The organism is Paraburkholderia sp. PREW-6R (genome assembly GCF_039621805.1).
GTDB lineage: Bacteria > Pseudomonadota > Gammaproteobacteria > Burkholderiales > Burkholderiaceae > Paraburkholderia.
On the sequence record NZ_CP155073.1, the window covers coordinates 1,818,145 to 1,831,533 of the forward strand.

Here is a 13,389-nt window from a genome sequence, read left to right on the forward strand (position 1 = left end):
TCAGTCAATCAGGGGCCGCTTCATGTCTACCGCTCGTCTTTCCGCTCCCGCCACACCCGCGTTGTCCACGCGCGGCCAGCTCAACGGCGTGCTGTTCGTCGCGCTCTTTGCCGCCGCCGTCACGCGCATCGCATCGATTCCGGCCGTCGCCGGCTTGGGCCTGAGCCCGTTGATCGTGGGGATCGTGGCCGGCGCCCTGTACGGCAATGCATTGCGCGACGGCATGCCCGCCAGTTGGGCAGCCGGCGTCAACTTCTCGGCGCGCAAGCTGTTGCGCATCGCGGTCGCGTTCTTTGGATTGCGTGTGAGTCTTCAGGAAATCGCGCAGGTCGGTCTGCCGGGGCTTGCGGAATCCGTGCTGATCGTCGTCAGTACACTCGTGATCGGCACATGGGCAGGCATGAAAATCATGAAGCTCGACCGCGACACCGCGCTGCTGACCGCTGCCGGCAGCGCGATCTGCGGCGCCGCCGCCGTGCTCGCGTTCGAATCGACGCTGCAATCGAAACCGCACAAGAGCGCCATGGCCGTGGGCAGCGTGGTGCTGTTCGGCACGCTGTCCATGTTCGTGTACCCGGTACTGTTCAAGGCGGGCTGGCTGCATCTGGACACGGTCGGCGCGGGGCTTTTCTTCGGCGGCACGATTCACGAAGTCGCGCAGGTGGTCGGCGCGGCGAGCAACGTGAGCCCGGAAGCGACGCACATCGCCACCATCGTCAAGATGACCCGCGTCATGCTGCTGGTGCCCGTGCTGCTCGCAGTCGGCCTGTGGGTGAACCGCCCGGCGCGCGGTGCACGGCCCGAAGCCCAACGCGTGTCGCAAACGCCGCGCAAGCTGGCGATTCCGTGGTTCGCGCTCGGCTTCCTCGCTTTCGTCGTGATCAACTCGCTGCACGTTTTGCCGGCCTCCGCGACCAGCACGCTTAACATGCTCGACACCTTCGCACTGACGATGGCGATGACCGCGCTCGGCATCGAAACACGCATCGACCAGATCCGTCAGGCTGGACCGCGTGCACTGACCACGGGTTTGATCCTGTACGTGTGGCTGGTTGCAGGTGGGCTGGGAATCACATGGGCCGTCCAACGTCTGTTCGGCTAGGCCGCCCTTGCCCGCGCCTGCGCCCGCGCGTTTGCCCCGCCCCGCCGCGTGCGGGGTTTTGCGCATTCTGGATCCCTATCCGGGCAGCTCGCACGGCATACTGGCTGCTGACGCCAACACTCGTTCAACTGCAACGAGGCAACCGCAATGAGGATCGATCGATGAGCCTGGAACTTTATTACTGGGACGGCTTGCAGGGCCGCGGCGAGTTCGTGCGGCTCGCACTGGAAGAAGCCGGCGCGGACTACGTCGAGGTGGCGCGCGGCGACGCGTCGGCAGGACTCGGCACGAACGCGATGCTGGCCGTGATGAAGAGCACGGACGAGCCGTATCCGCCCTTTGCGCCGCCGTTCCTGAAAGACGGCGACCTGGTCATTGCGCAGACCGCCAACATCCTGTTCTATCTCGGCCCGCGGCTGGGTCTCGCGCCATCGGTGGAAAGCCTGCGTTACGTCGCCAACGGTCTGCAGCTGACAATCGCCGACGTGGTCACCGAGGCGCACGACACGCACCACCCGATCGCAAGCAGCCTGTACTACGAAGACCAGAAAGACGCCGCGAAAACGCGCGCACATGACTTTATCGACAACCGGATTCCGAAGTTCATGGACTATTTCGAGCGCGTGCTGAAGCAGAATCCGGCCGGCGATACTTATCTGGTGGGTGACTCGCTCACTTATGTCGATCTTTCGATGTTCCAGTTGATCGACGGTCTGCTGTACGCTTTTCCGCGCGCGTTGAAGCGGTTCGGCGAACATTACCCGCGACTCGCGGCGCTGCACGACGCGGTGATGCAGCGGCCACGAATCGCAGCGTATCTGCAATCTGACCGGCGCATCGAACACAACGAGTCCTGCATATTCCGGCACTACCCGGCACTCGATAAGGCGGCCGCTTGAACCGCCCGCGTTTGTCGCATTCACCGAACGTTGCGTGCGCGCCGGTTATGGCGAGCGCGCGGCTGACTGCGTGCGCCTGCCTGTCTCAACCCTCACGCCCCGCCCTGCCAACGTGCTTTCATTCCTGCTGAAGCTGCGCACCCGCGCGCAAGACCTGTTCCGTCTTTCCGACGCCCATACCATGCTGGTCTGGTCGGTCGTGGTCGGCATAGCGGGCGCTTTCGCGACGATTGCTTTTCGCGAGGGCATCGCGCTGCTGCAGACCGCGGCGGTTGGCAAGGCGGGAAGCTTCGTCGAAATGGCGCGGGCTCTTCCGTGGACCGTGCGGATCTGGCTGCCCGCGGCGGGCGGCCTGATCGCCGGATTGTTTCTGCTGATCGCGCAGCGTCACGCGGAGAAATGCACGCATATCGACTACATGGAAGCGGTCGCGATCGGTGACGGCGTCGTACCCGTGAAGCTGAGCTTCTGGCGCAGCGTGTCGTCGCTCTTCACGATATCGAGCGGCGGCTCGATCGGCCGTGAGGGGCCGATGGTGCAGCTCGCGGCGCTCGCCGGTTCGCTGATCGGGCGCTGGGTGCATTTCGATCCGGCGCGCCTGCGGCTGCTGGTCGCATGCGGCGCGGCGGCAGGCATCACGTCCGCGTATAGCGCGCCGATTGCCGGCGCGTTTTTTGTCACGGAAATCGTGCTTGGCTCGATCGCGATGGAAAGCTTCGGGCCGGTCGTGGTCGCCGCGGTGGTCGCCAATATCACGATGCGCGAGTTCGCCGGTTACAAGCCGCCGTATGAAATGCCGGTGTTTCCGCCCGTCGCCGGTGTCGAAGTGCTGCTGTTTGTCGCGCTCGGCGCGCTGTGCGGCGCGGCCGCGCCGCAGTTTTTGCGCATGCTGGATTTCTCGAAAGCCAACTTCCGCAAGCTGCCGTTGCCGTTGCCGTTGCGGCTCGCGCTCGGCGGCCTCGTGGTCGGCGTGCTGTCGGTCTGGACGCCCGAGGTGTGGGGCAACGGCTATAGCGTCGTCAACGCGATCCTGCATTCGCCGTGGACCTGGAGCGCGCTCGTCCTCGTGCTCGTATTCAAGCTCGTCGCAACGGCGGCGACCACCGGTTCCGGCGCGGTCGGCGGGGTGTTCACGCCGACGCTCTTCGTCGGCGCGGTAGTCGGCTCGCTGTTTGGGCAAGCCATGCACGCGCTGTGGCCGCATGGCACGTCTGCGCCGTTCGCCTATGCGATGGTCGGCATGGGCGCGTTTCTGGCCGGCGCCACGCAAGCGCCGCTCATGGCGATTCTGATGATCTTCGAGATGACGCTCAGCTATCAGGTGGTGCTGCCGCTGATGCTCTCGTGTGTAGTCGCCTATTTCGTCTCGCGGGCGATCGGCAAGACATCGATGTACGAGATCACGTTGCGTCGTAATGAAGCGGAACAGGAGCGCTCGCGGCTGCGCGCCACGCAGATGCGCGAGCTGATCCGGCCCGCTGAAACCGTCGTGCCGCCCAATGCAAGCGTCGCCGACATGACGCGTGTGTTTCTCGAATACCCGGTCAAGTATCTGTACGTCGCCAATGAATCCGGCGCGTTTCTCGGCGTGGTTGCGTTAAAGGACATCACGTCCGACCTGCTCGACAAACGCGACACGTCCACCAAAACGGCAGCGGACTATCTGCAGCCGCACTTCGACGTGCTTACCCCGGACATGCCGCTTGCCGTCGCGTTGCAGCACTTCATGGCGTTTCAGGGCGAACGGCTGCCAGTAGTGGAAAGCGCGGCGCATCCGAAGCTCGCGGGCGTCGTGTACAAGACGTCGTTGCTGGATGCGTATTTCCGTATGAACCCAACGCGTTAAACGCTCACTCTTCCGCATGCGCCGCGCGTGGTCCTTGAAGGTCGTGGGCCACTCCGACACGGCGCTCGCGCATAGTTTGAGACAACCCGCTGCGACACGTGCAAACGCGGCCAGACACCCTACAATGGTTAAACGCTGTGGGCACTGTGATGTACGGTCTTCACACGTCACGCTGACTCACTTTTGTTGAGCAGCGGTGCCTGATTCGAGCAGCGGTGCCTGATGCAGGCCGAAGGCGCAAGCAGACGTAAGCAGGCGCAAGCAGACGCAAGCATTTGACTGGAGCGACCATGAGCGAACCTTCCCTCGATGCCGTGCGCCGCGACGAAGCGGGCTGGATCTTCGTGCATGTCGAAGGCGAACCGTACGATCGCGGCGAGCAGCATGGCCAGCTACTTGCCACTGAAATCCATAACGCGATTCGCACTGCCCGTTATCTCGCGAAGTGGGACACCGGTGAGGAATTCGACACATTCATCAACGCCGCGGTCGCCCAGTTCGCGAACAGACTCGACACCGAATTCGCCGATGAAATTCAGGGCATCGCCGACGGCGCGAAGCTGCCGTTCGCCGAAGTGCTGGCGTGGAACGGCTACATGGATTTGCTACAAAGCTGGTGGCCGACCCACGCGGCGCAGCAGAAGCCGGAGTTGGGCCTCAAGCCGTGGCGCGGGCGCCGAGGGCATCATTGCAGCGCATTCATCGCAACCGGCGACGCCACGCGCGACGGCCGCATCGTCATGGCGCATAACTCGTGGGACCGCTACGCGGCGGGCGACGCGTTCAACGTCGTATTCGACATCGTGCCGGACAAGGGCAATCGCATCCTGATGCAAGGTTTGCCGGGCTGCATTTCGAGTCTCACCGATTTCTGGGTGACGTCCGGCGGCCTGATGGTGACAGAGACGACGATTTCCAACTTCGTCGGCTACAACGCGGCCGGCTCGCCCGAGTTTTACCGCTCCCGGCGTGCGTCGCAGTACGCGAACAGCATCGGCGAATGGTGTGAGATGTTTGCCGTAGGCAACAACGGCGGCTACGCGAATAGCTGGCTACTCGGCGACACGAAGACCGGCGAGATCGCACGCTATGAACTCGGGCTGCATTACTCCGGTTTCGAAAGCACGAAAAACGGTTTTTACAGCGGCTACAACACGGCGACCGATCTGAAGATCCGCAACCAGGAGTGCCTCGGCGAGGGCGAAGATTACACGGACGTGCGCAAGAACGGCGCGCGGCGCCTGCGCTTCATGCAACTGGAGGAACTGCATCGCGGAAAGATCGATGTGGAACTCGCGAAGCAGATGATCGCGGACCATCACGACGTCTATCTCGATCGCGAGGACAATCCCTGCTCACGCACCATCTGCGGACATCTGGAACTGGACGACGCGCGCTTCGGCGGGACCGACCACGGACCGTTCAATCCGTGGGGCGCGAACGACGGCAAGGTGGTGGACAGCGATATGGCACGTGAAATGGCCTTCACCGCGCGCTGGGGACATCCCTGCGGGCGCCCGTTCGACGCGCAGTCGTTCATGAAGCGCCATCCGCAGTGGAACTGGTTGAACGGCTACATGCAGGATCGGCCTTCGTGGCCCTGGACGCGTTTCGACGTGCTGCGGTAGCCGGTGATTGGCGTGGAACCACGCGGACCATTCTTCCGCGCAAGTTGATTGCGACTGATGTCTACGCTTGCGGCCAACGAAGCTGACGCCTCCGGCCAATAAGCATCGCCTCGCCCGCTTTCATCGCTGCAATTCATGCGACGAACGCCCGTTCGCGACATGGACGGCGGTTTGGGGCCACCATCGGCAAATTGCAATTCGGTTTTGCAGCAAATGGCCGGGCATGACGGATTTTTGCCAACTAACATGGTAAAGACGCCCGAGTCCGCTGTGAGAAACCCGCGCGTAGCTTGCGCCATCCTTTCGACGCGGGGAGGGCACAGCGCTTGCTCTACTGTTAGCGCCGCATGAGCTTAGGAGGTCGGGCGATGAAAACCTCGACACTGTTGACTATGGTGACGCTGTCCGCTTCGTGTTTCGCCGCGCCGGTGCATACCGCGCCGGACGGCACGAGTGCGAGCAGTCTCGCCGAACGCGCCGATGCCGCGCCTGTTGCGCCGGCCGCACCGGACGTGGCCGCCGCTGACAGTCCGCAACAATGGCAGCATATTGCGCTGCCGAAGTCGCGCCATCTCGACCGAAGCTTCATTGGGCAGCACGAACATTTGCAGACGTAAGAGCGGCCATTCGCCCGCCGCTTCGACTTCCCGCTTTTCCGGCACGTCGCCTTGCACATGGCCGCCCTGTCCGGGCTGCGCCACGATTCCCGTTAATTCTATTGTCAGGAGCGTTTGCATGACCGCATCGGGTATCCCCGGCGAATCGATCGACCTTCAGATCGCCGACGTTCTGGGCGAAGTCTCCTTCCCGGCAAACAAGGACGCGCTAGTGAACGCCGCGCGCGACGCGGGCGCAAGTAACGAAGTGCTGTCCATGCTGGACGGCCTGCCCGAGCAGGATTACGCCGATGTGGACTCGGTCACGCGCCTCGTCGGCGGCAGTTTTGGGCCCGGCGTAAGCGGATAAGCGGTTAAGCGGATGGGCGGCGTGACGTGTTCGCGGCGATCTTGCTGGCTTGCCCCGCTTGAGTCGTCAGAGTAGCGACGGTGCCTGAGCGCCCATCTGCGCATTCCGGTGAACACGCCGCGCACTCTCGCGCGTCGGCTCCTCTTCCAAGGTCCCTTCCGGCAGCAGCACTTCCGGCACCAGCGGCATGCTGGCGCGGTTCAGCACGACCGGCGCAGCCGTCGATGTAATGGCACGAGCGTGCCGCGCGGAGTGGCTGGCCGGCTGAAAGTGCTCGACGAGGTGATCGATAAATGTGCGGACTTTGGCGGGCAGATGCAGGCGGCTCGGATAGGCGATCGTCACCTCGATTGGCGGCAACCTGTAGTCTTCGAGCAAGGACACGAGCCGTCCAGCGGCGAGATCGCGGCCGATCAGATAGCTCGGCAGAATCGCCACGCCCATGCCGAGCAACGCAAACTGCCGCAGCATTTCCGCATTGTTCGACGCGATCGCATTGGCCGGCCGCACGCGCGTTTCGCCCGCCGGTCCGGTGAACACGCGCTCTTCGCCGCCCTGCTCCGCCGGGCGACTCAGGCATGGATGATCCAGCAGATCTTCGGGCCGCATCGGCGTGCCGTGCTGCTCCAGGTACGCAGGCGTTGCGCAGACGACGCTGTGTCCTGTCGTCAGCCGGCGCGTAACGATGCTTGCGCTGCGCGTGGATCGCGCAACGAAAATGCCGACGTCATACCCTTCTTCGACCAGATCCACGTGCCGGTCCGCGAGCGTGACATCGGGCACCACGTCCGGATAACGCGCGGCGTATGACTGCACGACCGGCGCCAGACTATGCAGTCCGAACACCACGGGCGCGACGATCCGCAATGTGCCGACCGGCTCGTGATTTCGCGCGACGACCATCTGCTCGACGCCTTCCAGGTCTTCGAGAATGTGACGCACGCGCTCCAGATAGGTTGAACCGGACTCGGTCAGCGAAAGGCGCCGCGTAGTGCGATTGAGCAAACGCACGCCGAGCCGGGCTTCCAGATCGGCCACATGACGCGTGACCACGGCGGTGGAGAGATCCAGCGCGCCGGCCGCCCCGACGAAACTGCCGAGATCGGCGACCTTGACGAAAACGCGCATCGACTGCAACTGGTTCATGGAACGACTCCTGCCTCGTAAGCCGGGCCGGCGCAGCGCTGCCGCCTCTATCGACCCGCGCGGCAACGCGCACACGGGTTTGCCCAATGCTCCGATTGTATCGATCCGATCATGTCCCAACCCTGACCCAGACATGACATTCGCGTCAGGATTGCCGCAGCCGGATGCGGCCTTCGCGCCACATCTGCCAAAAACATGAGCAGGTGGCTAGGTATAAACCCTTATAAGCTGGTAAGATAGCGTCCGAAAGGAATTAATCGCTATGACACATCGTTTCCAGCTCCTCGAAAAAATCGCGTTCTCACTGGTGTGCTGGTCGGCGGCCGCCTGTTCGGCGTTCATCGCCTACGAGCGTTGCCCGGATATCAAGGTCGTGCTGCACGTTGGTGAAAAGGTCTTGCGCGACAGCGGCCAGTACGCGTACGTCTGCACGACGCCAGCCGCCGACGCCTGCGCGCAAATGCCGACCAACTGACTTATCCGGGCAATCTCACGCTTGCCGGTCGTCTGGCGGCGTTCATCCAGCCCGTCACTGTGGTGTGACGCGGTCCGGCGAGGCGCCGCTGCGTCGTACGTCAATCGGGCGGCGTCTTCGAGCGCTGATCTCTTATTCCAGCGCTTGGCATTCACTCCTGAGCACTGACGTTGCGCCCGAACACGACCCGCGCAAAAAACCCCGCCAGGACCGTTTCGACCATTTCCGACGGCGCATTTTGCGGATCGATCGCGTAGAAAAACTGCACGCCGTCGCACAGACCCATCAGCCCCATCGCCAGCGTTTGCGCGGGCAGCAGCAGCGGCGTGCCGACGCGCTCGGAAAATTCGTGAATGTACGCGGCGAGCTGCTCGAGCTTCTCACGCATGAACGCGTTGAAACGTAGACGGAAACGCCCGTCGCGCACGGCCAGAAGCTTCGCCTCGACCCACAGCAGGAAACACTTGTTCTCACGGTGCATGTTGCTGTAATAGCGCAGCACCCGCTCTTCCATTTCGTCGCGCGACGTGGCGTTATCGAAAATCGCGCGCAGCTCTGCCTGCATGACTTCATGGTCGCGCCGCAGTAGTTCGAGGAACAGCTCGCTCTTGCTGCGAAAGTTCGAATAGAACGCGCCGCGCGTGTAACCGGCCGCCCCGGCGATATCTTCCACACTCGCCGCGACAAACCCTTTCTTCATAAATAACGCTTGCGCAGCGTCGAGCAGACGCTCGCGCGTCTGGTCTTTACTCTGCTCGCGTGTCAGTCGTTGCCGTTTCATGGGCGCCAGTCTAGCACCGAAAAGAATTCGCATTCACCTCGACATTCAAATACAGGTGTGTATTAGAATGCAGAACATCATTCGAAGTCGGCTGCGTATGCCATTTTCATAAGTGGCACCGCGTCTTTGCCGGCAAGCCTTGCCGCTTGCCGTGTTCGTCCGCTGTCTCCAATTGGGGTGAATGTGAAGCTTCCCGGTTCATCCGCATCGTCGAAGGTGCGTCCGCAAGATCAACGTCTGGGTGCGAAGCTCTGGCAGCGTCGGGCGGCCGCGGTTGTCGTCACGGCCGGCGTCATTGCGCTTGCGGCATGCTCGAAGAAGGAAGCCCCTGCGCCCGCGGCACGCCCCGTCGTGGCCATCGCCGTGCAGCCGGACGGCAGCGCCGCGCAAACGGCGTCGCTGCCCGGCGAAGTGCAGGCGCGCTATGCAACTCCGCTATCGTTCCGCGTCGGCGGCAAGATCATCGAGCGGCGCGTGCGTCTGGGCGACGTCGTGAAAAACGGCCAGATCGTCGCCCGCCTCGATCCGGCCGATGCGCAAAAAAACGCCGCCAGCGCTCAGGCGCAGCTTGCCGCCGCCGAGCACGGTCTGGTATTTGCGAAACAGCAGCTCGATCGCGATCAGGCCCAGGCCCAAGAAAACCTGATTGCACCCGCGCAACTCGAACAGACCACGAACGCGTACGCGTCGGCCGCCGCACAGCGCGACCAGGCCGCGCAGCAAGCGGCGCTGTCGAGAGACCAGTTGCAGTACACCACGCTCGTTGCCGATCACGCCGGCGTCATTACCGCGGAAAACGCCGACACCGGGCAAAACGTGTCGGCAGGCCAGGCCGTGTACAACCTCGCATGGACCGGCGACATCGACGTGGTGTGCGACGTGCCGGAAAGCGCGTTGCCCGCGCTTGCCGTCGGACAGGCCGCGAAGGTATCGCTCGCGGCGCTGCCGGGCCGCACGTTCACGGCGCGCGTGCGTGAACTGTCGCCGGCCGCCGATCCGCAAAGCCGCACCTACCGCGCGAAACTCACGCTCGACAATACAGGCCCGGACGTACGGCTCGGTATGACAGCCGACATTGCGTTTTCGCCGTCGAATACGGCGGGCGCGAGTCAGACCCGCTCGTTCACCCTTCCCGCTACCGCGCTCTTTCACGACGGCGCGCAGCCGGCCGTCTGGGTCGTGCGGCCCGCCGACAATGCGCTCGAACTGCGCCGCGTCAGCGTCACGCGCTACAACGAACGCACCATCGTGGTCGGCGCGGGGCTTCACGAAGGCGAGCGCGTCGTGCTGCAAGGCGTGCATACGGTCACGGCCGGCGAGAAAGTCCAGGTGGTCGCGCCGCTGCATCCCGAGGATTTCGCTTCATGAGCACAGCACATGAAGAGGGGCGCTTTAACCTGTCCGCGTGGGCGTTGCGCCACCAGGCGCTGGTCGTTTTCCTGATCGCGCTCGCTACCGCATTCGGCATCCTCGCCTACACACGGCTTGCACAATCGGAAGACCCGCCCTTCACGTTCCGGGTCATGGTGATCCGCACCTTCTGGCCCGGCGCCACCGCGCGCCAGGTGCAGGAGCAGGTAACGGATCGCATCGGCCGCAAATTGCAGGAGACGCCGGCCGTCGATTTCGTGCGCAGCTACTCGCGCCCTGGCGAGTCGCTGATGTTCTTTTCGATGAAAGACTCGGCTTCCGTCAAGGATGTGCCGGAAACCTGGTATCAGGTGCGCAAGAAGGTGGGCGATATCGCGGCAACGCTGCCGCAGGGCATTCAGGGCCCGTTCTTCAACGACGAGTTCGGCGACGTCTATACGAACATCTATACGCTCGAAGGCGACGGCTTCTCCGCCGCGCAACTGCACGACTATGCCGACCAGTTGCGCACCGTGCTGCTGCGCGTGCCGGGCGTTGGCAAGGTCGACTATTTCGGCGACCCGGATCAGCACATCTACATCGAAATCGCCAATACGCAACTCACACGTCTGGGCATCTCGCCGCAACAACTCGGACAGGCGATCAATTCGCAGAACGACGTATCGCAGGCAGGCACGTTGACCACTTACGACGACCGCGTTTTCGTGCGTCCTACTGGCCAGTTCGGGAGTGTCGACGATCTCGCCAACACGTTGATCCGCATCAACAACCGCTCGTTCCGCCTCGGCGACATCGCGACGATCCTGCGCGGCTACGACGATCCGGTCGCCACGCAGATGCGTTCCGGCGGCAAGGCGGTGCTCGGCATCGGCGTGACGATGCAGCCTGGCGGCGACGTGATCCAGCTCGGCAAGGCGCTCGATCAGAACATGGTGAAGCTGCGCGCCGCGCTGCCGGCCGGCTTGCAACTGGTCGAAGTGTCGAGCATGCCGAACGCGGTCGCGCATTCGGTCGACGACTTCCTCGAAGCCGTCGCCGAAGCGGTCGCGATCGTGCTGGTTGTAAGCTTGCTGTCGCTGGGTTTTCGCACCGGCATGGTGGTCGTGATCTCGATTCCGGTGGTGCTCGCGGTCACCGCGTTATGCATGTATCTGTTCGATATCGGCCTGCACAAGGTGTCGCTCGGCACGCTGGTGCTCGCGCTCGGCCTGCTCGTCGACGACGCGATCATTGCCGTCGAAATGATGGCGGTGAAGCTGGAGCAAGGCTGGAATCGCACGCGCGCCGCGGCGTTCGCGTACACCAGCACCGCATTTCCGATGCTGACGGGCACGCTCGTCACCGTGTCGGGTTTCCTGCCGATCGCACTCGCCCGCTCGAGCACCGGTGAATACACACGCTCCATTTTCGAAGTGTCGGCGATCGCGCTGCTCGCATCGTGGCTCGCCGCCGTGGTGCTGATTCCGCTGCTCGGCTATCACCTGCTGCCGGAGCGCAAGCGCGAACAGCACGAAGCGCATTTGCCCGACGACCACGAGCACGACATCTACGACACGCGCTTCTACCGGCGGTTGCGCGGCTGGATCGGCTGGTGCATCGAGCGGCGCTTCGTGGTGCTGATCATTACCGTGCTGCTGTTCCTGCTGGCCATGGCGGGCTTCACGCTGGTGCCGCAGCAGTTCTTCCCGAGTTCGGATCGCCCGGAACTGCTGGTGGACGTGCGCCTGCCTGAAGGCGCGTCGTTCGAAGCGACGTTGCGCGAGGCCGAGCGCCTCGAAACGGCGATCCACGGACGGCCCGAGATCGATCACACCGTCGACTTCGTCGGCACGGGCGCGCCGCGCTTCTACCTGCCGCTCGACCAGCAGTTGCCGCAGCCGAATTTCGCGCAGTTTGTGATTACGGCGAAGTCGGTCAAGGATCGCGACAAGCTCGCGCAGTGGCTCGAACCCGAGTTGCGTAATCACTTTCCGGCCATTCGCACGCGCCTGTCGCGCCTCGAAAACGGTCCGCCGGTCGGCTACCCGGTGCAGTTTCGCGTGAGCGGCGACGACATCGCGACGGTCCGTTCAATCGCCGAGCGCGTTGCCGCCACCATGCGTGCGGACCGCGGGACGAGCAACGTGCAGTTCGACTGGGACGAGCCCGCCGAGCGTTCGGTGCGTTTCGAGGTCGACCAGAAAAAGGCGCGCGAACTGGGCGTGAGCTCGGCGGACATTTCGAGCTTCCTCGCGATGACGCTCTCCGGCTACACGGTCACCCAATACCGCGAACGCGACAAGCTCATTAGCGTCGATCTGCGCGCACCGAAAGCGGAGCGCGTCGACCCTGCCCGTCTCGTCACGCTGGCCATGCCGACGCCGAACGGCGCGGTGCCGCTCGGCACGCTCGGCCATCTGCGCAACGACCTCGAATACGGCGTGATCTGGGAACGCGACCGGCAACCGACCATTACCGTGCAGTCGGATGTTGCGCCGGGCGCGCAAGGGATCGACGTCACGCATTCGGTCGACAACGCGCTGAGTCGGATTCGCGCGACGCTGCCCGTCGGTTACCGCATCGAAATAGGCGGCTCGGTCGAGGAAAGCGGCAAGGGACAGACCTCGATCAACGCGCAGATGCCGATCATGATTATCGCCGTGCTGACTCTTCTGATGATCCAGCTGCAAAGCTTCGCCCGCGTGCTGATGGTGGTGCTGACCGCGCCGCTCGGCCTGATTGGCGTCGTGCTCACGCTGCTGCTGTTCGGTCAGCCGTTCGGCTTTGTCGCGATGCTCGGCGTGATCGCAATGTTCGGCATCATCATGCGCAATTCGGTCATTCTGGTCGATCAGATCGAGCAGGACATCGCGGCGGGCCACCGGCGTTTCGATGCGATCGTCGGCGCGACGGTAAGGCGTTTCCGGCCGATCACGCTGACCGCGGCGGCCGCCGTGCTCGCGCTGATTCCGCTGCTGCGGTCGAACTTTTTCGGCCCGATGGCCACCGCGCTGATGGGCGGCATCACGAGCGCGACCGTCCTCACACTGTTTTATCTGCCTGCGCTGTACGCCACGTCTTTCCGGGTGCGTAACGACGAGCGGAACGAGCGCGAGCCGCGAGCGCCCGGCGGGTCCGGCGCGTCGCATACGGGGAATTAGCCATGATGACTTTCTCCTGTCCCGGTTCGTTGCGC

General features: G+C 63.6%; 11 protein-coding genes. 9 read left to right on the forward strand and 2 right to left on the reverse strand.

Annotated elements, in window-relative coordinates:
• Positions 1-22: 22 nt before the first annotated feature.
• The 6 genes from AAGS40_RS07865 to AAGS40_RS07890 all read left to right on the forward strand — a co-directional run bounded on the left by AAGS40_RS07865 (position 23) and on the right by AAGS40_RS07890 (position 6,441).
• Complete coding sequence (locus AAGS40_RS07865; protein WP_345810727.1) at positions 23-1,102, forward strand: YeiH family protein; 1,080 nt, start codon at positions 23-25, stop codon at positions 1,100-1,102.
• Positions 1,103-1,263: 161 nt separating this feature from the next.
• Positions 1,264-2,001: a glutathione S-transferase family protein gene (locus AAGS40_RS07870; RefSeq protein ID WP_345810728.1), complete on the forward strand. Its 738-nt coding sequence runs from the start codon at positions 1,264-1,266 to the stop codon at positions 1,999-2,001.
• 112 nt (positions 2,002-2,113) lie between these two features.
• A complete protein-coding gene (locus AAGS40_RS07875) occupies positions 2,114-3,847 on the forward strand; it encodes a ClcB-like voltage-gated chloride channel protein (protein ID WP_345814314.1) in 1,734 nt (577 codons plus the stop codon).
• A 290-nt stretch (positions 3,848-4,137) separates the two neighbouring features.
• Positions 4,138-5,475: a C45 family peptidase gene (locus AAGS40_RS07880; RefSeq protein ID WP_345810729.1), complete on the forward strand. Its 1,338-nt coding sequence runs from the start codon at positions 4,138-4,140 to the stop codon at positions 5,473-5,475.
• A gap of 368 nt (positions 5,476-5,843) precedes the next feature.
• On the forward strand, positions 5,844-6,092 hold the full coding sequence (locus AAGS40_RS07885) for a hypothetical protein (protein ID WP_345810730.1): 249 nt from the start codon (positions 5,844-5,846) through the stop codon (positions 6,090-6,092).
• 118 nt (positions 6,093-6,210) lie between these two features.
• Positions 6,211-6,441 (forward strand): DUF2795 domain-containing protein, encoded by a 231-nt coding sequence (locus AAGS40_RS07890; protein ID WP_345810731.1) that lies wholly within the window; start codon positions 6,211-6,213, stop codon positions 6,439-6,441.
• A gap of 66 nt (positions 6,442-6,507) precedes the next feature.
• Here AAGS40_RS07890 and AAGS40_RS07895 read toward each other — a convergent pair whose 3' ends face one another.
• Positions 6,508-7,587 carry a LysR family transcriptional regulator gene (locus AAGS40_RS07895; protein ID WP_345810732.1) on the reverse strand — a complete coding sequence of 360 codons (1,080 nt, stop codon included), beginning with the start codon at positions 7,585-7,587 and terminating at the stop codon, positions 6,508-6,510.
• Positions 7,588-7,849: 262 nt separating this feature from the next.
• On the opposite strand from AAGS40_RS07895, the gene AAGS40_RS07900 reads away from it, so the two are divergent.
• Positions 7,850-8,062, forward strand: a complete 213-nt coding sequence (locus tag AAGS40_RS07900) for a hypothetical protein (protein WP_345810733.1) — start codon at positions 7,850-7,852, stop codon at positions 8,060-8,062.
• A gap of 151 nt (positions 8,063-8,213) precedes the next feature.
• Here AAGS40_RS07900 and AAGS40_RS07905 read toward each other — a convergent pair whose 3' ends face one another.
• Positions 8,214-8,843, reverse strand: coding sequence for a TetR/AcrR family transcriptional regulator (locus AAGS40_RS07905; RefSeq protein WP_345810734.1), 630 nt, complete (start codon positions 8,841-8,843; stop codon positions 8,214-8,216).
• 237 nt (positions 8,844-9,080) lie between these two features.
• Between AAGS40_RS07905 and AAGS40_RS07910 the strand changes: the two genes are divergently transcribed.
• Both AAGS40_RS07910 and AAGS40_RS07915 read left to right on the forward strand, forming a co-directional pair.
• Positions 9,081-10,211, forward strand: coding sequence for an efflux RND transporter periplasmic adaptor subunit (locus AAGS40_RS07910; RefSeq protein ID WP_345814317.1), 1,131 nt, complete (start codon positions 9,081-9,083; stop codon positions 10,209-10,211).
• Positions 10,208-13,354 carry an efflux RND transporter permease subunit gene (locus tag AAGS40_RS07915; RefSeq protein ID WP_345810735.1) on the forward strand — a complete coding sequence of 1,049 codons (3,147 nt, stop codon included), beginning with the start codon at positions 10,208-10,210 and terminating at the stop codon, positions 13,352-13,354. The genes AAGS40_RS07910 and AAGS40_RS07915 overlap by 4 nt, the downstream gene beginning before the upstream one ends.
• Positions 13,355-13,389 lie beyond the last annotated feature (35 nt).